This is a genomic window from Pseudorhodoferax sp. Leaf267, from assembly GCF_001422405.1.
Lineage (GTDB): Bacteria > Pseudomonadota > Gammaproteobacteria > Burkholderiales > Burkholderiaceae_C > Pseudorhodoferax.
Genome location: NZ_LMMV01000011.1, coordinates 1 through 21520, shown reverse-complemented (window position 1 = coordinate 21520; position 21520 = coordinate 1). Strand labels below are relative to the sequence as shown.

20 protein-coding genes are annotated in these 21520 nt (G+C 70.3%); 12 read left to right on the top strand and 8 right to left on the bottom strand.

Translation table 11 applies throughout. The annotated features are described in order from the left end of the window. A partial coding sequence (locus ASF43_RS11985) for an AAA family ATPase (protein ID WP_235578233.1) occupies nt 1-1629 on the top strand: 1629 nt, incomplete at its 5' end. Nucleotide 1630: 1 nt separating this feature from the next. Beyond that, complete coding sequence (locus ASF43_RS11980; RefSeq protein ID WP_156373290.1) at nt 1631-2890, top strand: oligosaccharide repeat unit polymerase; 1260 nt, start codon at nt 1631-1633, stop codon at nt 2888-2890. Here the strand turns inward: ASF43_RS11980 and ASF43_RS11975 are convergent. From ASF43_RS11975 to ASF43_RS11955, 5 genes are all read right to left on the bottom strand, one after another. Then, complete coding sequence (locus tag ASF43_RS11975) at nt 2865-4229, bottom strand: glycosyl hydrolase family 28-related protein (RefSeq protein ID WP_056180954.1); 1365 nt, start codon at nt 4227-4229, stop codon at nt 2865-2867. The two genes, ASF43_RS11980 and ASF43_RS11975, sit on opposite strands and share 26 nt — an antisense overlap. A 2-nt stretch (nt 4230-4231) precedes the next feature. Further along, nucleotides 4232-5401: a glycosyltransferase gene (locus ASF43_RS11970; protein ID WP_056180950.1), complete on the bottom strand. Its 1170-nt coding sequence runs from the start codon at nt 5399-5401 to the stop codon at nt 4232-4234. 5 nt (nt 5402-5406) lie between these two features. Next, nucleotides 5407-6513 (bottom strand): glycosyltransferase family 1 protein, encoded by a 1107-nt coding sequence (locus tag ASF43_RS11965; protein ID WP_056180947.1) that lies wholly within the window; start codon nt 6511-6513, stop codon nt 5407-5409. A 2-nt stretch (nt 6514-6515) separates the two neighbouring features. Continuing rightward, nucleotides 6516-7265, bottom strand: a complete 750-nt coding sequence (locus ASF43_RS11960) for a sugar transferase (protein WP_082497808.1) — start codon at nt 7263-7265, stop codon at nt 6516-6518. A gap of 185 nt (nt 7266-7450) precedes the next feature. After that, nucleotides 7451-7714, bottom strand: coding sequence for a hypothetical protein (locus tag ASF43_RS11955; RefSeq protein ID WP_056180941.1), 264 nt, complete (start codon nt 7712-7714; stop codon nt 7451-7453). Between the two features lie 228 nt (nt 7715-7942). Here ASF43_RS11955 and ASF43_RS11950 point away from each other — a divergent pair, with 228 nt between their 5' ends. From ASF43_RS11950 to ASF43_RS11935, 4 genes are read left to right on the top strand one after another with little or no spacing between them, the layout of a single operon-like run. Further along, nucleotides 7943-8686 carry a DUF3348 family protein gene (locus ASF43_RS11950; protein WP_056180938.1) on the top strand — a complete coding sequence of 248 codons (744 nt, stop codon included), beginning with the start codon at nt 7943-7945 and terminating at the stop codon, nt 8684-8686. Then, entirely contained in the window at nt 8683-11145 is a 2463-nt protein-coding gene (locus ASF43_RS11945) for a DUF802 domain-containing protein (protein WP_056180935.1), read from the top strand. The genes ASF43_RS11950 and ASF43_RS11945 overlap by 4 nt, the downstream gene beginning before the upstream one ends. Beyond that, entirely contained in the window at nt 11145-11792 is a 648-nt protein-coding gene (locus ASF43_RS11940) for an OmpA family protein (protein WP_056180966.1), read from the top strand. The genes ASF43_RS11945 and ASF43_RS11940 overlap by 1 nt, the downstream gene beginning before the upstream one ends. Continuing rightward, nucleotides 11785-12444 (top strand): DUF2894 domain-containing protein, encoded by a 660-nt coding sequence (locus ASF43_RS11935; protein ID WP_056180932.1) that lies wholly within the window; start codon nt 11785-11787, stop codon nt 12442-12444. The genes ASF43_RS11940 and ASF43_RS11935 overlap by 8 nt, the downstream gene beginning before the upstream one ends. Nucleotides 12445-12461: 17 nt before the next feature. Here ASF43_RS11935 and ASF43_RS11930 read toward each other — a convergent pair whose 3' ends face one another. From ASF43_RS11930 to rpe, 3 genes are read right to left on the bottom strand one after another with little or no spacing between them, the layout of a single operon-like run. Continuing rightward, nucleotides 12462-12716, bottom strand: a complete 255-nt coding sequence (locus tag ASF43_RS11930) for a helix-turn-helix domain-containing protein (protein ID WP_056180929.1) — start codon at nt 12714-12716, stop codon at nt 12462-12464. 49 nt (nt 12717-12765) lie between these two features. Continuing rightward, entirely contained in the window at nt 12766-13944 is a 1179-nt protein-coding gene (locus ASF43_RS11925) for an amylo-alpha-1,6-glucosidase (protein ID WP_056180926.1), read from the bottom strand. Nucleotides 13945-13949: 5 nt separating this feature from the next. After that, nucleotides 13950-14630 carry a ribulose-phosphate 3-epimerase gene (gene rpe, locus ASF43_RS11920; RefSeq protein ID WP_056180923.1) on the bottom strand — a complete coding sequence of 227 codons (681 nt, stop codon included), beginning with the start codon at nt 14628-14630 and terminating at the stop codon, nt 13950-13952. Nucleotides 14631-14697: 67 nt separating this feature from the next. On the opposite strand from rpe, the gene apaG reads away from it, so the two are divergent. From apaG to ASF43_RS11890, 6 genes are all read left to right on the top strand, one after another. Further along, nucleotides 14698-15105 carry a Co2+/Mg2+ efflux protein ApaG gene (gene apaG, locus ASF43_RS11915; protein WP_056180921.1) on the top strand — a complete coding sequence of 136 codons (408 nt, stop codon included), beginning with the start codon at nt 14698-14700 and terminating at the stop codon, nt 15103-15105. Between the two features lie 15 nt (nt 15106-15120). Further along, nucleotides 15121-17070: a site-specific recombinase gene (locus ASF43_RS11910; RefSeq protein WP_056180918.1), complete on the top strand. Its 1950-nt coding sequence runs from the start codon at nt 15121-15123 to the stop codon at nt 17068-17070. 68 nt (nt 17071-17138) lie between these two features. After that, complete coding sequence (locus tag ASF43_RS11905; RefSeq protein ID WP_056180917.1) at nt 17139-18398, top strand: cation:proton antiporter; 1260 nt, start codon at nt 17139-17141, stop codon at nt 18396-18398. Beyond that, nucleotides 18395-19519 carry a YbdK family carboxylate-amine ligase gene (locus tag ASF43_RS11900; RefSeq protein WP_056180915.1) on the top strand — a complete coding sequence of 375 codons (1125 nt, stop codon included), beginning with the start codon at nt 18395-18397 and terminating at the stop codon, nt 19517-19519. Before ASF43_RS11905 ends, ASF43_RS11900 begins: the two co-directional genes overlap by 4 nt. 11 nt (nt 19520-19530) lie before the next feature. Continuing rightward, nucleotides 19531-20487, top strand: a complete 957-nt coding sequence (gene thiL, locus ASF43_RS11895) for a thiamine-phosphate kinase (RefSeq protein WP_056180912.1) — start codon at nt 19531-19533, stop codon at nt 20485-20487. Between the two features lie 4 nt (nt 20488-20491). Further along, a complete protein-coding gene (locus ASF43_RS11890) occupies nt 20492-21223 on the top strand; it encodes a hypothetical protein (protein ID WP_082497807.1) in 732 nt (243 codons plus the stop codon). Nucleotides 21224-21520: the final 297 nt, after the last annotated feature.

Sequence of the window (21520 nt, the reverse complement as noted above, 5' to 3'; positions counted from 1 at the left end):
TGCGTAATTGAGCCGTCAGCGCCGAACGCCCTGCTGAATCCGCACTCTCACCGAGGTGAGACGAGCTGCGGCGTCGGGTATTTCAGCAGCCTGCTAAGCCAGGCGCAGGCCACTGAAGCCTATGAGAGCGTGATCGAGCGGCTGCGCGTGTTTGAACCTGGCAAGGATTCCGGCGTGATCCGCGTCACCTACGAAAGCAACAGCGCCCAGGGCGCCGCAGATCTGCTGAACAAGCTCGCCAGCGCCTTCCTCGAACAGGACATGGTGCGCCGCAGGGAGGCCGAGGCCCAGGCACTGGCCTTCCTGGAAGAGCAGCTGCCTGCGCTGAAACGCCGCGTCGAGCTCGACGAGGACGCGCTGGCCGCCTACCGCGAGCAACACCAGACCATGCCTGGTTCCGCCGAGGCCGAAACCTTGTTACGCCAGCGCGCCGAGCTGGCGCGCGATCTGACCACGCTGACGACGCGCGGCGACCAGCTGAGTGCCCGCCTGACGCCCCAGCACCCGGAACTGGCCGCCGTGCGCGAGCAGCAAGCCACGGTGCGCCGCGCGCTGAGCCGCATCGACGCCGACATCCAGCGCCGGCCCGGCCAGGCACGCGACATCGTCCGCATGGAGCGCGAGACGCAGATCGGCACGCAGATGTACAGCGCCGCCCTCGCGCAGGCGCAGCAGTTGCGGCTGGCCGTCGCCAGCCGCCTCTCGGGTGCACGCCAGCTCGACGTTGCACTGCCCGCCACGAAGCCCGAGCGGCCACGTGCGGCGGCCGTGCTGTCACTCGGGCTGGGGCTGGCCATCATGGCTGGCCTGGGCGCCGCCCTGCTGGCGCAGGTCATGCGCAGCGCCGTGGTCGACGCTCACGACGTCGAGACCCGCCTGGGCCTGCGTACCCTGGCCCAGGTGCCGGAGTCACGTGCGGAACGGCAGCTGGCGGCGGGCCGGTTGCGCTACCAGCGGGTCGAGGAAACCGGCATGCATGCGATGCTGGCACGCGCCGCCCCGCACGACTCCGCGGTGGAAGCCTTGCGTGCGATGCAACTCACCGTCCGGATGCGCGGGACCAACGGCATGTCGCAGGTGGTGATGGTCACGGCACCCACCTCCGGCTGTGGCGCCTCTTTCGTGGCGGCCAATCTGGCCGCGCTGCTGGCCGAGGCGGGCCGGCGCGTCCTGCTGGTCGAAGCCGACCTCGCCGGCGGCCAGGTGCACCGCTATGCGGGCCTGGACCGCAATGCCGCGGGCCTGGCCGAAGTCGTCACCGGGCAATCCAGCCTGGCCGATGTACTGCGCGGCCAGGCGGCGCTCGGTTTCGACGTGATCCTGCCCGGCACCATGCACATGTCCGAGGCCGGGCTGCTGCAACGCCCGCGTCTGCAGGAACTGCTCCAGGAGCTGCGGGCACGTTACGACCACATCGTGCTGCATGCTGCGCCGACGCAACGTGTGGGCAACGCGCTGGCCACGGCCATGCTGGCCGATGCCGCCGTGCTGGTGGTGCAGGCGGAAGCCACCAGCGTGACCGACATTCAGGAAGCCGTGCGCGTCATCGAGCGCGCCGCCATCCCGTTGAAAGGCATCGTGCTGAACCGGGCACGCGCCGGGCGTGTCGCAGCGCCGGCCGCCAGCTGAGATGCACCGCGCCGCCCACTTGTGGTGGCTGCACCCGGGCCGCATGGTCATGCTCGGGCTGATGCCGCTGTATCTCGCCATTGCGAGCTTCGACTTCGCCCGCGTGGTCAAGAACGTGTACGTGCCCAGCGCCATGTACCTGTTCGGCGTCGTGCTCATTGCAGCCATGGGGCTGGGCATCGCGGCCGCGACCGTGCATGCCCCCCCTCGGGCCGTGCCCCGCGACCCACCCATGGTCTCCACGGGAACCATGCTGATGCTGCTGGCCTTGACCATGATGGCCTATGTGGTCTGGTTGGGTCCGGTGGCGATGCGCCCGAGCCTGCTGGTCGAGATCTGGCGCGGCCAGCGGGCCGAGCTGCGTGACGATCTGTCGACCTCACCAGGTCTGACCACGCTGACACAGCTCGGCGTGGCCTATGTGATCGCCTACGCCATCAAGTGCGGCGCCGGCATCCAGCGCGTCAGCATGGCGGAGCGGGTGGGTTTCTGGCTGGTGATGCTGCTGGCCGTGCTGCGCGCCTTTGCCTGGGCCGAGCGCCTGGCCGTGCTGGAGCTGCTGGTCTGCTGGGTCGTTGCGCGCCTGGCCTACCTGCCGATCCACAGCGCCTCGGGCTGGCGCATGGCCTCGGTGGCACCCGCCTTCGCGCCGGTCGCCGTGTACCTGGCCTTCACGGCCAGCGAGTACTTCCGGTCCTGGGAGTACTACGTCGACCAGTACGACAGCATCTGGGGCTTCACGCTGGATCGTTTGTTGACCTACTACGCCACGGCCGTCAACAACGGCGTGGGTCTTCTGGCCGATCTGACGGGCTGGCCCTTCTTTGAAGGCGGCTACCTCTTCAAATGGCTGCACCGCACGCCAGTGCTGGGCGACTTGTTCACGGCCTCCCTGGGCAACACACGCCCGATCGACAACGACTGGTTGGCGCGCTTCGCGCGGCCCGAGTTCAACAGCCCGTCTGCCTACTTCCGCTTCGTTCTGGACGTGGGCTTCCTGGGCAGCGTGCTGTTCGTGCTGTTGCTCGGCTGGCTGATCGGCCGTGCGTGGATCGGCTTTCGCCTGGGCTACCGCTCCGGCCTGCTCACCTATCCGATGTGGGTTCTATTCCTGCTGGAGTCGATCCGCTACAACTACCTGGCGGAATCGCGCTTCGTGCCGCTGGCGCTGGGGCTTGTAATTCTGGCATTGGACATGCGCCGGCAGGACGCGCTCCGGCAAATGGGCGGCCCGGCTAGCGCGGCAGTTGGGGCGCGCTGACGGCCAGCTTGGCGCCGCACCCTGCGGGCTCGAACGGGCGGCCATCGAGCCGATTGCCCTCGCAGCCGACATCCGCATCCGGGTCGTCCGCATTGACGCGCCGCACGGCACGGCCCTGTACGCGCGCAAGGCGGTTGCCCCGCACGCGCACCCCACGCACCGGCGCGCCCAGCGGCGCCAGGGCGGCTTGCCAGCGGTCTCCGATGCGCACGCCGTCGGTCGCCACATCCTCGATGGTGTTGCCGGCAATTTCCACCGCTGCGATGCCCAAAGCCTGCACCAACGCCGGCACGGCGGCCTCCTCGCGGCGCAGAAGGGCCACCACCTCCACTGCGGCATGTCCGGTGCGCCGCTCGCGCCGACCCGGTGGCAGCACGCTGTAGGCCGGCGCCAGGGTTTGCACGCGCGTGATGCGGTTGTCGCACACCCGTACGCGCTGCACGCCGAATGTCGCGTAGCTGTCCTCGCGCGCCAGGTACACGGCGGCTGCGTGGCTGGTAGCGTCGATGCGGTTGCGCTCGATGGTCACGTCCTCTCCGCCCACGACCGTGATGCCACGCCCCCAATAGTTGCCGGCCAGGTCGTTGTCGGCGACGAGGATGCGCTGTACCAGTCGTCGCGCACGCAGAGCATCCAGCGTTGCAGCCAGCGTCTGCGCGTCCACCCGCGTGCGGCCATGCAGATAGGAGACGATGCCCACCATGTCGTCGCCGCTCTCGCGCACCCGGTTGCCGACGATGCGGCCATCGCGCGCACCGCCCGTGATGTGGATCGCGTCGGACAGCGAGCGGCGCACCTCGTTGCCCCGAATCTCGAAGCCATGCACGCCATGCACGAAGATCGCCGCCGAGGAACTGCTGTTGGCCGTGGCACTGCCCGGTGGGCCGCCCTCGACGATGCGGTTGCCGACGATGCGGATGTCGCGCAAGGGCGCGGCTTCGAAGCGCTCGCGCGGATCGCGCCATATCGCGATCCGCGACTGCCAGGGCGCGTCACGCCGGCGGTCGGTGACCGCGGTCATGGCAAAGCCGCGCACCTCGATGCCGTCGGCCTGCAACAGCAGGGCCTGGTCGTCGGGATTGCTGGCATGCAGCGTGGCTGCATCGGCCAGCAGCTGCACATGGGGGGTGCGGACCTCCAGCCGTTGCGCGTGCACGTAGCGGCCGGGCGCAAAGCGCAGCACATCACCCGGCGCCAGCGCGTCGAGCGCGCGCTGCAGGGCGCGCGTGTCATCGGCGACGCCGTCGCCCAGCGCACCGAAGCTGCGCACGTCCAGCACCGTCCCGGCACGCACCGCCAATGGAAGCCAGGCCGCCAGCACGGCGCGGCGACGCAGCATGCTCAGCCGACCGGCAGCTGAAGCGCCGGGACGCGCGGCGCGGCGCGGCGCTCGTGCCCACGCGGCACGGCACGACGTTCGCGCATGCGCTGCCGCCATCCCAGGCTGTACAGCCCCGCCAGCGCCGCCCCGAACACATCCGGGGCAAACCGCTCGGCGGCGTCGCGCCGCGCCGCGCGGCTGAATTGCCCGCGCATCGCCGGATCCTCCAGCAGCCGCGAGACCCCGGCGATCATGGCGTCGAAGTGGCGCATGACGAAACCGGTGATGCCGTGGCGCACGGCGTCTCGGCTGCCGACCACGTCGGTGACCACGCAGGGCACCCCGGCGGCCAGGGCCTGCAGTACCGCCAACGGCATACCCTCCCAGCGCGAGGTCTGCACGTAGACCGAGGCCGTCGCCAGCATGCCGCGCACGCCCGCGGCGTCGAGCCAGCCGGTGACCTCGACGCCGGCTGCGCGCAATTCGGCGGTGCGGCGCGCATCGCCGCTGCCGACCCAGATGAAGCGCGCCGGATGCTCGGCGATGCGAAAGCGCGTGGCCAGCGCCGCAAACGCCTCGGGCGCCTTCTGATAGCAGATGCGGCCGATCGTCACCACGGTCGGGCGCTCCGCGGGCAGCGCCTGCAGTGCGAGAAAGGCCGGATCAACCGGGTTCTCCAGCACGCGCGTGGGGTTGCCCGACAGCGTCTTGAGCAGTGCCGCCTCGCTCGCGCTGCAGCCCACCATCGTGGCCGGCACACGTGCGGCCAGCCACTCCAGGGCATGAAAGGCCATGCTGGGCAGCCACATGCGCCGGTCCAGATAGGCCAGGCCGTGCGGCGAGTAGAGGATGGGCGGCCCCTGGCGCACGCCGGCCAGCGCCAGACGGCCGACGAAGCCTGCGCGCGAAGAGTGCAGGTGGATGGCGCGGCACTGCGGGTCGCGCGCCTGCGATCGCAGCGCCTGCCCCAAAGCGCTGCAAAACGCGGGCAGCGAATCACGCGCCGACGGCAGCTCCTGCAGGCGCACGCGCGGATGGAACATGGCCGCGTAGCCCGGCGGCGTGTCCTCGCGGCGCGCGAACAGCAACACCTGGTCGACGTCTTGCTCCACCAGGGCCCGCGTGGCCTGCGCCAGAAAAGCCAGCGTGCCTGCAGCCAGGCATTCGGTGGCGTGGACGATGTGAGACATGGCCTTCAACCAGTGACGCCGAGCGTGTCGAGATGCTCGAGCAGGATGCGTGCGTTGGTGTCCCAGTTGTACTGGCGCAGGCGCTCGCGGCCGGCCGCTTGCAGCTGTTCGCGCAAGCCGGGTTCCGTCGCCATGCGCTGCAATTGGGCCGCCACCGAAGCGGGATCGCGCGGGTCGAAATACAGCGCCGCATCGCCGCACACCTCTGGCAGCGAGGCAGCGCGTGCGGCCAGCACCGGGCAGTCGTTGGCCATGGCCTCGACCGCCGGCAGTCCGAATCCTTCGTAGAGCGAAGGCAGCACGAAGCAGGCGGCCTGCCGGTACAGCGCCGGCAGGTCTTCGTCCGGCACGAAGCCCAGGAAGCGGAAGCCGTCCGCGCGCACTGCGGCACCCCGGAAGATGCCGATGTCGCGCGCTCCGGCCACTGCCACCGGCCATGGGAATTGCGGCAGCAGCGCCACGGCGCTCCCCAGGATGCCGAAGTTCTTGTTCGGCTTCTCGCTGCCCACGGACAGCACATAGCCGCGCGGCACAAGCCCATGGCGGCGCAGCACGGCGTCGTCGTCGGCGCGGCTGCAGGCATGCTCGCCGCCCTCGACACCGACCACGATGTCCGAGCGCAGCAGGCCGAAATGCCGGCGCAGCTCGTCGCGCGAGAAATGGGAAACCGTCATCAACGACCGCGCGCTGCGCCCCAGCAGCCCCACGCTGGCATCGTGGAACCAGCGGTAGCCGCGCGAGAAGGTCTCGGGCATCACCCGCGCTGTGGCGTCATGCACGGTCACCAGCTGGCTGCGTTTGAGCCAGGGGCCCGAGTAGCTGAAGTTCACGAGAAAGGCGCCGCGGGCATGGCGCAACAGTGGCCATTGCTCCCATCGGTGGCTGGCGTGGCCGGGGACGTGCGCGGTGCGCACGGCGGACATCGCCGGCACCGTCGCGCCATCGGGCAGCGCCAGTTCGTAGTGCGCGCGGAGCAGGCGCGCCGGCGCCGCCGCCAGCAGGGCGTCCAGGGCGCGCAGGGTTTCGAGCGCGTAGCGCTGCACGCCCGTATGCGGCTGCGCCAGGAAGCGCCCGTTGAAGACCACGCGCGCGGGCGTCACGGTCGGCGGCATGGTCAACTCGCCCCTTCCCGCGTGATGAGCACCTTGACCGTGCGCAGCATCAGCCAGCCATCGACGAGGGGGTTGCGGCTCTCGACGTAGGTGCGGTCGAAATGGACGCGCCGCTGGTAGCTCGTGTTGTTGCGTCCGCTGACCTGCCACAGCCCGGTGAGCCCGGGTTTGACCGAGAGGTAGTGGCGCTTGTCGGCCCCGTACCGACCAAGTTCTACCAGGGTGACAGGCCGCGGGCCGACGAAATGCATGTCCCCGCGCAGCACGTTGAAGAGCTGCGGCAATTCGTCCAGGCTTGTGCGGCGCAGGAGCTGGCCGATCGGCGTGATGCGCGGATCGTTGCGCAGCTTGTGGTCGCGTTCCCATTCCGCACGCGCCATGGGATCGGCCCTCAGCAGCTCGGCAAGCACCGCATCGGCGTCACGCACCATGCTGCGGAACTTGAAACAGCGGAACATCTGGCCACGTTGCCCGACGCGGTAATGCGCAAAGGTGACCGGGCGGCCATCCACGCGCGCGATGCGCCAGGCGATCCACGCCAGCAGGGGCGACAGCAGCAGGATCAGCAGGGCGGCCAGGGCTCGGTTCAATGCCGTGTACAGGCGATCCCAGGCCGAGCCGCCTGCCAGCGCGAAACGACTGGGCGGAATGACGGGCCTTGCGAACAGTACCCGAAGACTCCCATTCGGAGCGGAGGGTTCTGGCGAAGTGAAATGGGGCTCAAGCGGCGACGACAAGATCGTTTTTTTCATTTTGTGCACAAGTATTGAGAGTTTAATGTTTATATACACAAACTCACTCTGCCCATTTTGTGTAAGAAATGTTGCATGGCCACCGCTGACCCGGCATGCGCCTTCGTACCGACTGAATGCAGCGCGCGTCAGCGCCGCCTGGCCCGAGCGGCGTAGGGTGGCCGCAGGACGGCCACTGGTGGTGATCAGTCGTCGCGCAAGGGCCTGTGCTGCTGTCGGGCCGCGTCATCCGCCAATGCCGCGTGGCGTGTCAGCGACAGATGCGCCCGTCCGCGGGGCGTGATGCGACGAACGATGGCGAAGCTGTGCTGGTCCGCCGCCGACGTGCCCAGGCCGCCTTCAATCATCTGGGCGGCAAGCAGTTCCTCGATGCAACGCAGCGCCTGCGGGTCGGAAACCCGTAACGGAAAGGCCGCGTGTTCCAGCTGGTGCAGGAAATACAGGCTCATGGCATGGCGCAACGGGTGCGGATGGATTGGGGCGAAATAAGAGCCAATCCTAGCGATCATTTTGATACTTCTGTGACTCTTACCTGACATATCTGACAGCGGTGGCGAGCATGAACAGACTGCGCAGAGGCAAGCCGCTCTCGGGCAGACCCCTGCACAGAGCTCCATGGCACCGATCAGACGGGCTGGCCCATGCGTGTAGACTGCCGAGTTTTTCGATCTGGCGGCATGGTGCAAGGCTCACGGCGCGCAGGTCTGGCCGATGCGACGCTGGTTCGTTTGCTCGCCCGGCTGACCGACCTAGACGTCCGCGAATCGCCGCAACGCTTCGCGGACCGCTTGAGCGACTGGCTCAGGTGGACCGACGCCATGTCGTTGTTCACGGCCCTGCAGGACAGCCCGGCCCACGGCGCTGCCACCCATGCGCCCGCACCGGCCGAGCCCCCGGTCGACGACCCCGAAGCCAGCCGCATACGCAGCCAGCTCGTCGAGTCGCTGGACGAGGACGGCCCCTGGATGCCGGAGATCCCCAGCCCGCGCGCACGTGCCCACCAACGCACCACCACGCCGCTGCCGGTGCTGGAAACCAAGACCGAGTTCGCGCCCTACCGCAGGCACTACCAGGGCCGGCAGATCGCAATGGGCAACGCGATCGAGCCCCTGCGCGCGCGGCTGCGCACCCGGTTGGCCGCACGCTCGCCTGACATGGCAGCGCTGGCGGCCGTGGACGAGGTCATGGAGCGCGTGCTCGGCGAACACGAACACCGCCTGCTCGCCGCGCTGCCTGCGCTGCTGGAGCGTCGCTTCGCGCGCCTTCGCGCGGCCGCCGAGGCCGAGCCACAGGCTTGGTCGGGCTGGCTGGACGCCTTCCACCAGGAGCTGCAGGCCGTGCTGGCCGCCGAACTCGAGCTCCGTTGGCAACCCATCGAGGGGCTGCTCGCAGCCCTTCACACGCAACACGATCACGCATGAACCGATTCATCCACCTCGCTGTCTTTCTTGCAGGCCTGGCCGCCGTGGCCTGGGTCGGCGCCGGCTATGTCGGTGTCAACCTGCTGGCCCTGGCCGTCACCTGGTTGATCGGCGCCTTCTATCTGGTAGGTGCTTTGGAACTGCGCCGCTACCAGCAGGCCACCGACGGCCTGGTGCGCGCCATGTCCGAACTGCCACACGCACCGCCTGCGCTCGCGCCCTGGCTGGAGCAGTTGCACCCATCCTTGCGCCACGCCGTGCGCCTGCGCGTGGAGGGCGAACGCGTCGGGCTGCCCGGCCCGGCCCTGGCACCGTATCTGGCCGGCCTGCTGGTGCTGCTGGGCATGCTCGGCACCTTCGTCGGCATGGTCGTGACACTCAAGGGCACGGGCTTCGCGCTGGAAGGCGCGAGCGACCTGGCTGCCATCCGCGCGTCGCTGGCCGAGCCGGTCAAAGGCCTGGGCGTGGCCTTCGGCACCTCGCTGGCCGGCATCGCGACCTCGGCCATGCTGGGCCTGCTGTCGGCGCTGTGCCGCCGCGAGCGCCAGCAGGCCGGCCAGTTGTTGGACAGCCGCGCCGCCACCACGCTACGGCCGTTCTCGCAGGCCCACCAGCGCGAAGAATCGTTCCGTCTGCTGCAGCGCCAGGCCGAGGCCATGCCGCTGCTGGTGGACCGGCTGCAGGCCATGATGGCCAGCATGGAACAGCAGAGCCAGGCCCTGCACGAGCGCCTGGCCGCGAGCCAGGACCGCTTCCACGACCAGGCTGGCACGGCCTACGCGGGCCTGGCCGCCTCGGTGGACCGCACGCTCAAGGACAGCCTGACCGAAAGCGCCCGCCTGGCCAGCGCCGCCATCCAGCCGGTGGCCGAGGCCACCATGGCCGGCGTTGCGCGCGAAGCCGCGGCGCTGCACCACAGCGTGGCCCAGGCCGTGCAGCAGCAGCTCGACGGCCTGTCCCAGCGCTTTGCCACGAGCACCACAGCCGTGGCCCAGGGCTGGACCGACGCACTGGCCGAGCAGCGGCGCAGCCACGAGGCCATGTCCGCCGACCTGCGCGGTGCGCTGGCCGGCTTCACGGACCAGTTCGCCCAGCGCTCCACGGCGCTCGTGGAGGGTGTCTCTGCCCGTCTGGCCGACACGGCGGACGGCCTCACCACCCGCTGGCACGGTGCGTTGGACCAGCACGCCCGCGCGTCGCAGGCGCTGTCTGCCGACACGCAGCAGGCCCTGGCCCGCACCGCTGCCGGCTTCGACCAGCACGCCGCCAACTTGCTGCAGACCGTGGAGCAGGCGCACACGCGCCTGCAGGCCGATGTCGCCGCCCGCGACGACCAACGCCTGGCCGCGTGGACCGATGCCCTGGTGCAGCATGAACGCGCTAGCCAGGCCCTGGCCAGCGACACGCAGCAGGCCCTGGCCGCGACGGCCGCCGACTTCGCGCAACACGCCGCCGCGCTGCAGCAGACCGTGGACCAGGCCCACACCCGGCTGCAGGCCGAGGTCGCCGCGCGCGACGACCAGCGCCTGGCCGCCTGGACGCAAGCCCTGACGCAGCACGAACGCGCCAGCCAGGCCCTGGCCAGCGACACCCAACAGGCCCTGGCCGGCACGGCGGCCGGCTTCGAGCAGCATGCGGCTGCGCTGCAGCGCACGGTCGAGCAGGCCCACGCCGACCTGCGCACCCAGGTCGAGGCGCGCGACAGCGAGCGGCTGGCCGCGTGGACGGCATCGCTGGCCGACATGGCCGCAGCGCTGCGCGACACCTGGCAGCAGGCAGGCGCCCAGGCCGCGCGCCAGCAGCAGGACATCTGCAACACGCTGGCCGACACCGCCCGCACCATCACGCACCAGGCCGAGGCCCAGGCGCACGACACGATCCTGGAGATCGGCCGCCTGGTCGAAGCTGCGGCGCAGGCACCGCGCGCCGCTGCCGAAGTCATCGGCGAACTGCGCGCCAAGCTCTCGGACAGCCTGGCGCATGACAACGCCATGCTGGAAGAACGCACGCGCGTGATGGACACGCTGCGCACCTTGCTGGACGCCGTGAACCACGCGTCCACCGAGCAGCGCAGCGCCATCGACGCCCTGGTCGGCAGCTCGGCCGAACTGCTGGAACGCGTGGGCACGCGCTTCGCGGAACGTGTCGAGGCCGAGACCGGCAAGCTCGACAGCGTGGCCGCGCAACTCACCGGCAGCGCCGTGGAGGTCGCCAGCCTGGGCGAGGCCTTCGGCCTGGCGGTGCAGTTGTTCAGCGCATCGAACGACAAGCTGTCTGCGCAGCTGCAAGGCATCGAGAGTGCGCTGGGCAAGTCCATCGCGCGCAGCGACGAGCAACTGGCCTACTACGTGGCCCAGGCGCGTGAAGTCATCGACCTGTCCATCCTGTCGCAGCAGCAGATCGTCGAAGACCTGCAGCAGCTGGCGCGCAACCAGGCGGCCGTGGGCAGCGAAGCATGATCTTGGATGACGTGGACGCTGGCGCCGAATCGTCAGCCCCGGTCTGGGCTGTCTTCGGCGACCTCATGGCCGGCCTGCTGGGCGCGTTCGTGCTGATCCTGGTCGGCGTGATCGGCATGCAGCTGGAGCTGGACAGCCGGCTGCAGACGGAGATCGCGCAGCGCAAGACGCAGGCCCTGCGCCTGCAGACGCTGGAGCAGGCCCTGGCCGGCCCGCTGGCCGCCGGGCGCGTGACCTTGAACGACGGGCGCATCGGCATCAGCGGCAGCCTGCTGTTCGACCTGAGCTCTGCCGAGCTGCAACCCGAAGGGCGTCAGCTGCTCAATAGCCTGGCCGCGCCGCTGGCCAGCTACCTGAAGGAGCGCAACGAGATCCTGATGGTCAGCGGCTTTACCGACAACCGCCAGGTGCGCGGCGGCAGCCGGCAATTCGCCGACAACTGGGAGCTGTCGGCCCAGCGCGCGCTGACGGTCACGCGCGCGCTGATCGAGGAAGGCATCCCCGCATCGAACGTGTTCGCCGCCGCGTTCGGCGCCGAGCAGGCCGTGGCCTCGAACCACGACGCCGAGGGGCGCTCGAAGAACCGCCGCGTCGAGATGGCGCCGACGCCCAGGCCGTCCCACAGTGCCGCCAAGCCCCGTGGATAGTCTGGACCAGCACGGCGCCGGCGCGGCGCCTGCGACCGGCCTGGCAGCTGTGCAGGCCTGGCGCGCACGCGGAGCCGACCGGGCCGACCCCGTGCGCTTTCGCTTCATCGAGGCCATGGCGCAGCGCGCCGCTGTGCAGCAGGGCCAGGCACGGCAGCTGCTGGATGCGCGCGTGGCGGCCTTGCTGGCGGCCTATGGCCAGGCCCTTGAACAGGCGCCGCCCCTGCGCAGCGCCGCCGGCCCCGCCAAGCCCGCGCCCGGCCCGTTGGCCGCATTGACGGCTGCACTCGCACAGCATGCCGCGGCGCAGGCGCCCGCCATGTCAAGCGGCCTGCCGCCCAGCCTGGCCGGCCCTGCCGAGCTGAAATCGGCCCACTACTTCCGCAGCACCTGGTCACGGCTCAGCGCGCAGCGCCGGCTCACGGAATCGCTGGCCCGATTGCCGGACAACGCCGGCCCGCTCAATTCACACCGGCTCGTGCACCGCGCGCTGAGCCTGATGCGCGAACTGTCGCCCGGCTACCTGCAGCGCTTCATGTCGCATGTCGATGCGCTCATGTGGCTGGAGCAGGCCCAGGCCGCGACCCCGGCCAGCGGCCGTGACGCGCCCAAGGGCAAGGCCGGCAAGAAGGGGCGCGGCAAGCCCGGCTGAGACCGCCGCTGCGCGCTTCAGGTTGCCGGGGGGTCCAGCCGCAGGCAGACGCCGTACAGCGCGAGCAGCCCCAGCATGTGGCCGACCGACACGCCGGGCTCGCCGGCTTCGATGCGCGCAATCGTCTGCACGTGCACGCCCAGGCGCGCGGCCGCCGTCGCCTGCCCCTGCCCGGCGTCGATGCGCGCCTGCCTGGCGGCAGCGCCCATGTCCCGGATGGAGTGGAGGACATCGGCGCCGATGTCTGCGGAAATGCGTTTGCCTTGGGCCATGAGGCAATTGTCCCGCACCGGCCCTGGGCAGCGCGTCGGCGCCGCAGCCTTACCAGGCGGCCGCGTCGCCCTGCAAGGCGCGCCGCGCCATCAGGAACGTGGCCGCGTTCCAGCTCTGCCCGGCCATGCCCATGGGCACGAGCGTGCGGCCGTGGAACCACTCGGTGAAGCGCCAGTCGTCCAGCGCATTGACGCGCGCCAGGCTCTCCAGCGTGGACTGGGCCTGTTCGCGCAGCCCGAGCCGGGCCAGTGCCATGGCCCAGAAGCCGCCCACGAAGGGCCAGATGCCGCCGTTGTGGTACTGGTGCACCAGGTTCTGCTGGTGCCGCTCCATGTAGCGGCGCCACAGGTCGTGCTGCCGCGTGAGCGGGTGCAACACCACGCGCACAGGGTAGGGGTCGCCGGCATGTGCGTCGGCGATGGTCTGCGCAATGCGCGCGCCCATGTCGGCGTCGGCCAGGCCGCTCTGGATCGCCAGCACGTTGCCGAACACGTCGCCCTCGTCGCCCACCACGGCCAGGTTCACGAAGGACAGGTACAGGCCCGGGTCGCGTCGGCCGCGCCGCGCGTAGTGGCGCAGCAGCCGTGCGCGGTGGTATTGGGGCAGGTCGCGCTGGAACGGGTTGAACAGATGGTTGAAGTGGTGCTGCGTGTCCTCGGCATGGTCCAGCGCGAAGCGGCGCTTGACCTCGTACCACAGCGCATTCGTGTACAGCACATAGCCCGAGCGCGGCATGATGTCGGCCCAGTCGCTGGCCTCGTTTTGCTGCAGCAGCCGGAAGGTCTGGTGCTCCTGCGCCAGCAGCCACTGGATCGCACGCTCGACCTGCGGCTGCCAGTGCGCCGCGCCCACGTCACCATGGCGGCGCACATGGTCCACGGCGATCAGCCACCACAGCGTGGCGTCGATGCAGCCCAGATACCAGAAGTCGGCGTCCTGGCCCTGCGGGTCCACATACTTGGGGATCTGGCCGTTCGGCGCCTGCTGCGCGGCCAGCGCGTCCAGGCTGGCCACGGCCGCCCGCTCCAGCGCCGGCACGCCGCTGCCGCACATGGCCATCACGCAGATCGCGGCATCGCGGCCGAAGATGCGCGTGTAGCGCCGCGCCACGGCCGCGGCGGTGGGGCTCGCGGCCAGGATGCCGTGCGGCGTGCAGTTGCGCTCCAGCAGCTCCAGCGCGGCCTGCGTGCAGGCGTCGACCAGAGCCGACGCGGTGGCTGGCACCATCCGGCTCAGCCCAGCGCCTTGCGCATGGCGCCGATCACGCCCGCGTAGTCCTTCTGGCCAAAGATCGCGCTGCCGGCCACGAAGGTGTCGGCGCCGGCCGCGGCCACGCGGGCGATGTTGTCGGTCTTGATGCCGCCGTCCACTTCGAGCCGGATGTCCTTGCCGCTGGCGTCGATGCGCCGGCGCACGTCCTCGATCTTGCGCAGCGCGCTGTCGATGAAGGCCTGCCCGCCGAAGCCGGGGTTCACGCTCATGATCAGCACCAGGTCGATGTCCTCGATCATCCAGTCCAGCACGTCCAGCGGCGTGCCGGGGTTGAACACCAGGCCGGCCTGGCAGCCGGCCGCGCGGATGGCCTGCACGCTGCGGTGCACATGGGTCGATGCATCGGGGTGGAAGCTGATCAGGTCGGCACCGGCCTCGGCGAACGCCGCGGCCAGCGCGTCCACGGGCTGCACCATCAGGTGCACGTCAATCGGCACCGGCGTGCCGTCGGCCTTCTTGCACAGGGGCTTGAGCGCCTTGCAGATCATGGGGCCGAAGGTCAGGTTGGGCACGTAGTGGTTGTCCATCACATCGAAATGGATCCAGTCGGCGCCGGCGGAGATGACGTCCTGCACCTCCTCGCCCAGGCGGGTGAAGTCGGCGGACAGCAAGGAGGGGGAAATGCGGTAGGTGCGGCTCATGGGCCGGCATTTTGGCAGGCCGGGGCATTGCGGCGGCGCATGCGCGCAGCCGTTAGCATCGCGCCCTATGTCCAAGTACCAGTTCACTGTCGAGGCCCGCCCGCAGTACATCGCCGAGCAGTCGGCGCCGCAGCAGGCCATCTACAGCTTCGCCTACACGGTCACCGTGCACAACACGGGCGAGGTCGCGGCGCAACTCATCGCCCGCCATTGGGTCATCACCGACGGCAATGGCCACAGCGAAGAGGTCAAGGGCCTGGGCGTGGTCGGCCAGCAGCCACTGCTGCGGCCTGGTGAGTCCTTCCAGTACAGCAGCGGCTGCCGGCTGCGCACGCCCAGCGGTGCCATGCGCGGCAGCTACTTCTGCGTGGCCGAGGACGGCGAGCGCTTCGAGGTCGAGATCCCGGCCTTCATCCTGGATGCGGACGACGCAGCCGGCGCGGACGGCCAGGCGAGCCCACGGGTGCTGCACTAGCCCGTGGCTGCGTCCATGCAGGACATCAACCGCATCCTCGATGCGCTGGATCCGTCGGCGCCGCTGGCGCACCGGCACATCTGGCTGATCAGCGTGCTGGACTGGGTGCGCGGCAACGGCAAGTCGGTGCCGGCCGCGGTCAGCCGCGTGCAGTTCCTGGTCAACGCCATCGAGGCCCGGCCCGAGCTGCTGCCGCGCCTGCGCGGCTGGTGGCGCACGCTGGTGCTGACGGTCGACTTCTCGGTGCTGCTGGGCGACCACGGCTTCGCGCCGCGCACGGCTTTCGTGAGCGAGCTGGCCGAGCGGCTGCGGCGCAAGCTGCTGCCCGGCACGCCCGAGACGGTGGACGCATCCGCCCTGTTCTCGCTGGCGTTCCCGAGCCGGGCCGACAGCGCCTGGCTGGCCGCGCTGGACGAGCCGCTGCTGCGCCGACTGGCTGCGCAGCTGGCCGACCCGGACGACCCGCGCACGCCGCCCTGGCAGACCATCGTGCTGGACGCGATCACCTACTGCGCGGGCCAGATCCAGGCCAGCGGCTTCGCGCCCGAGCTGCGCCTGCGCATGGGCGAGAAGGCGCGCACCGACCGTGCCTTCCACGCGCTGCTCAGCGATGTGGACATGCTGCGCCGCGCCGTGGGCCAGACCGCCTCGCAGGAGGCCATCGACGCGGCCGCGCAGCAGCTGCGCGAGCGGCTGGAGGCCTGCCGCCATGCCGTGACGAGCGTCTACACGCACCTGGAGGACAACGGCATCTCGGTCGGCATGGTGTTCCGGCTGCGCCAGCTGCGCGCGCGCATCGTGCGTGTGCGCGAGCTGCTGGACATGCTGCTGGGTGGCAAGCCGCTGCTGGCCGGCGTGCGGCTGATCGGCCACATGGCGCAGACCGAGCAGGAGCGCAAGAGCGTGCGCGCGCTGGTCGCGGCCAACTCCTCGCTGCTGGCGGCCAAGGTGGCCGAGCGCAGCGCCGAGACCGGCGAGCACTACATCACGCGCGACCGCACGGCCTACCTGCAGATGCTGCGCAAGGCCGCGGGCGGCGGCTTCCTGACGGGCTTCACGGTGCTGCTGAAATACACCGTGCTGGCCATCGGCCTGTCGGCGTTCTGGAACGGCTTCTGGGCCGGCGTGGTCTACGCCGGCAGCTTCCTCATGATCCAGCTGCTGCACTGCACGCTGGCGACCAAGCAGCCGGCCATGACGGCCCCGGCCATGGCGGCCAAGCTGAAAGACCTGTCGGGCGACGCCGTGGTGCGCTTCGTCGACGAGATCACGCACCTGGTGCGTTCGCAGGTGGCGGCCGTGCTGGGCAACGTCATCGTCGTGGTGCCGGCCGTGCTGGCCCTGAGCCTGCTGATGCAGGCAGCGCTGGGCCACCCGATGCTGGACGCGAAGACGGCGCGCTACGTATTGCAATCGCTGACGCTGCTCGGCCCCACGCTGATCTATGCCGCGTTCACCGGCGTGCTGCTGTTCGCGGCCAGCATCATCGCGGGCTGGGCCGAGAACTGGTTCGTGCTGCACCGGCTGGACTCGGCCCTGCGTTACAACCCGCGCATCACGCGCGTGCTGGGTACGGGCCGCGCGGCGCGCTGGGCCGGCTTCATGCGCGAGAACATCTCGGGCTTTGCCTCCAACATCGCGCTGGGCTTCATGCTGGGCCTGGTGCCCACCTTCGCAACCTTCTTCGGCCTGGCACTGGATGTGCGCCACGTCACGCTGTCGGCCGGCCAGCTGGCCGCGGCCGTGGCCTCGCTGGGGCCGGCCGTGCTGCACGAGCCGGCGTTCTGGTGGTGTGTAGCATCCATCCCGCTGATCGGCGCGCTGAACCTGGGCGTGAGCTTCTACCTGGCGTTCCGCGTGGCGCTGCGTGCGCACAATGTCGGGCGCGTCGAGCGCGCCCGCATCCATGCCGCCATCCGCTCGCGCTTGCGGCGCCGGCCGCTGCAGTTTTTCGTTCCCGCCTGACCGCGCGGGCCCCGTTGGCCCGCCGCGTGCAGTGCACCCCACCGCGACATGAAGGAGACACCCCCACGATGCAGGAATTGCTGACCCTCTGGTCCCAGGGCGCGCAGGCCAGCGCCAGCATGCCGACCCTGGCCTGGTCGCTGGTGCTGGCCGCCGCCGCCGCCGCCGGCTATCTGGTGCAGCGCTACAGCGGCCTGCCCAAGGTGGCAGGCTATTCCGTGGTCGGCGCCATCGCCGGCTTCGCCGGTTTCGCCGACGCTGCCTGGCCGCTTGCCGGCAATGCGCTGTTCCTGCTGGAGATGGGCATCGCCGTCGTGCTGTTCGAGGCGGGCGCACGCATCTCGCTGCGCTGGTTCCGCCACAACCCCATGGTGCTGGTGCAGTCGCTGCTCGAAAGCGTGCTGACCTTCGTCGCCGTCTACTGGCTGCTGCGCCAGTTCGACATCGCGGCCGGCGCGGCCGAGCCGCTGGCCATCGTGGCCGTGGCCGCCTCGCCCGCGGTGCTGACGCGCGTGGTCATGGACACGCGCGCAGCCGGCCCCGTGACCGAGCGCGCCATCGTGCTGTCCACGCTCAACACGCTGTATGCGCTCACGGTCGGCAGCGCGCTGGCCGGCCTGGTGGACGGCGGCGCAGGCGCCAACCTGGCGCAGACCATCTACCCCGTGTTCGCGCTGCTGGGCCTGTCGCTCGTGGTGGCCGCACTGCTGGGCCTGGCCATGCGCTCGGCGTTGCGCGTGATGAGCCCGACCAGCGAGAACACCTCGATGCTGCTGCTGGCGCTGATCGCGGCCAGCACGGCGCTGGCGTCGCTGGTGGGCGGCTCGGCCGCCCTTGCCGCCTTGCTGGCCGGCCTGCTGCTCAAGCAGCTCAATCCCCGGCCCTGGGTCTGGCCGCGCCAGCTCGGCACGGCCGCCTCCATGCTGACCATGCTGATGTTCGTGCTGGTGTCCACGGTGGCGGCCAACACCGCCTGGACCACGGCCGGCGCGGCGCTGATCCTGTGTCTGGTGGCCGTGCGCATGCTGGCCAAGCTCACGGGCACGGTGCTGGCCAGCTTTGGCAGCGGGCTCCAGCTGTCGCAAGCGCTATGGGTGGGCTGCGCGATGCTGCCCATGTCGTCGATCGCACTGCTGCTGGCCTCGCAGTTCGCGCGCTCGTCCAGCGCCCATGGCACGGTGATCACCGGCGTGGCGCTGCCGGCCATCCTGCTCATGGAGGTGGTGGGCGCGTTCGCGGCCACCGTGGCGCTGCACCGAGCCGGCGAGAGCACCAGGTCCGGCGCCCACGAGGACGCCGGCGACAGCACGCGCGGGAGACTGGAATGAAGCTCGAACCCTTTGGCAACTCGGCCGCGCTGTCGCTGGGCGTGGAACTGGAACTGCAGCTCGTCAACACGCACGACTACGACCTCGCACCCTACGCGCAGGACATGCTGCGCCTGATGGCCGCGCGCAAGCTGCCAGGCTCGGTGGTGCCGGAGATGACGTCCAGCATGATCGAGATCTCCACCGACGTGTGCACCTCCACCACGCAGGTTCTGGACGAGCTCACGCAGCTGCGCGATGCGCTCGTGGCCTGCGCCGACAAGCTCAACATCGCCGTGGTCGGCGGCGGCACGCACCCGTTCCAGCAGTGGCACGAGCGCCGCATCTACGACAAGCCGCGCTTTCGCGAGCTGTCCGAGCTGTACGGCTACCTGTCCAAGCAGTTCACCATCTTCGGCCAGCACGTGCACGTCGGTTGCCCGGACGCGAACACCGCGCTGGTCACGCTGCACCGCCTGTCGCGCTACATCCCGCACTTCATCGCGCTGTCGGCCTCCTCGCCCTACGTGCAGGGGCAGGACACGGCCTTCGACTCGGCGCGGCTGAACTCGGTGTTCGCGTTCCCGCTGTCGGGCCGCGCGCCGTTCGCGCTGACCTGGGACGCGTTCGAGGCCTACTACGACAAGATGACGCGCACCGGCGTGGTCAAGAGCATGAAGGACTTCTACTGGGACATCCGGCCCAAGCCGGAGTACGGCACGATCGAGATCCGCGTCTTCGACACGCCGCTGACCGTGGAGCGCGCCGCCGCGCTGGCCGCCTACGTGCAGAGCCTGGCCGCCTGGTGCATGGCGGACGAGCCCTTCATGCCGGCCGACGACGACTACCTGGTCTACACCTACAACCGCTTCCAGGCCTGCCGCTTCGGGCTGGATGCGGTCTACGTGGACCCGGCCACGGGCGAGCACCTGCCGCTGCGCGAGCACATCCGCCAGACCATGGACCACATCGCGCCGCACGCCAGGGGGCTGGGCGCCGAGCCCGGGCTGGCGCTGCTGCGCACCGAGGTCGAGCAGGACCGCAACGACGCGCGCTGGCTGCGCGAGCGCCAGGGCGAAGAGCGCCTGCTGGCCGAGGTGATCCGCCAGGCGGCCGGGCGCTTCCGGGGCCAGCCGGCCTGAGGTGGACAGACATGGGTGAATTCGAGCTGATCGCGCGCTATTTCCAGCGCCCCGTGCAGCGCGCCGCGCTGGGCGTGGGCGACGACTGCGCGCTGCTGCAGCCCACGCCGGGCATGCAGCTGGCCGTCTCCAGCGACATGCTGGTCGAGGGCCGGCATTTCCTGTCGACCGTGGACCCGCGGCGGCTGGGCCACAAGGCGCTGGCCGTGAACCTCAGCGACCTGGCCGCCTGCGGCGCCAGGCCGCTGGCCTTCACGCTGGCGCTGGCGCTGCCGGCGGCCGACCCGGCCTGGCTCGCGCCGTTCTCCGAAGGCCTGCTGGCGCTGGCCGATGCGCACGGCTGCGAACTCGTGGGCGGTGACACCACGCGCGGCCCGCTCAACATCTGCATCACCGTGTTCGGCGAGGTGCCGCGCGGCCAAGCCCTGCTGCGCTCGGGCGCGAAGGCCGGTGACGACATCTACGTCAGCGGCGCGCTGGGCGACGCGCGGCTGGCGCTCGAGGTGTTCCGCGGCACGCTGGCGCTGCCCGAGGCCCAGTTCGCCCAGGCGCGCATGCGCATGGAGCAGCCCACGCCACGCGTGGCGCTGGGCCAGGCACTGCGCGGTGTGGCAACGGCGGCGGTGGACGTGAGCGACGGGCTGCTGGGCGACCTCTCCCATGTGCTGGCCGCCTCGAACGTCGGCGCGCGCATCGACGCCGAGGCCGCGCGCACGCTGCTGGGCTGCCCGGCCGGCACGCTGTCGCCCGAGCAGGTGCTGCAGTGCGTGCTGGCCGGTGGCGATGACTACGAACTGGTGTTCACGGCCCCGCCGTCCGCGCGCAGCCACGTCAAGAGCGCGTCGATCCAGGCCGAGACCCTGGTCACGCGCATCGGCGGCATCGAGGCGCAGACCGGCGTGCGCGTGGTCGACGCCGAGGGCCGCCTGCTCGACGCGCGCTACGCCTCGTTCGACCACTTCCGGTAGGGCCGTGGACGTCATCTTGTGGGGGCGTGCCGCGTGGATCGCCGCGGCGCTGGGCCTGGCCGGGTGCGCCAGCCCGCCGGCACCGCGCGGCGCAGTGCAGAGCGAGCCGACCTCGGCCGGCGAAGCCTTGCAGTCGGACACCAACCGCATGGTCACGCTGGCCATGCGCGACAACCTGGCCGGCCTGATGCTGCTGGCCGACAAGCTGTACCGGCGCAACCCCGGCGAGTGGCGCCGCGCCGGCCATGCCAGCCGCGAAGCCGCGCTCGACGTGCTCGCGCTCGCCATCCGCCAGCAGCAGGCGCCGGCCACGCTGCAGGGCAAGCGCGACATTGCCGCGCTGGCCCTGGCCTTGACGCCCGAGTTCACCGGCGACCGCGTGGCCGCGTTCATCTACGCCAACGCCGACATGCTGATCGTGGCGCATGGCGGCAAGACCAGCTTCAACCTGCTGGACAGCCAGGAGCCGCAGCATCTGTACAACGCGGCGCGCAACATCGAGACCGCCGTCTGGCTGCTGGCCACGCGGCGCACGGCCACCGGCCAGCCGCTGCTGCTGGCCGACGAGATGAACGAGCGCGGGCGCAACCTGAGCTTCGAGCGCGAGTTCGGCAAGATCGTGGGCCGGCTGGACCTGGTGGCCGTGTACCTGACCGAGAAATACCGGCGCGCCGCGATCGGCTACGTGCAGGGCCTGCTGGGCGGCCAGTTCTTCCAGTTCCTGCCCGTGCGATAGACCACACCCGTTACGCGCTCACTGCGTGTGCGCGCTACCCCCTTGTATCTTCGCCAAGGAGCCTTTCCATCAGTTTGCGTCAGTGCGCTAAACCTGTTTCCCCCTGGAGCCTTGAGTTCGCCCTTGAGCATCCGGTCAACGCACTGACCTCTTTCATCCTTTCATGTAGCCCGAACAGTTGCCAATCATGAACATGCATGCACAAGGTGGGGTGGTGAACGACCCGACGCGGCCCAACGCTGGCATTGACGTGTCCAAGCAGCATCTCGATGTTTGCCTGGGCACTCAAGATCTGCG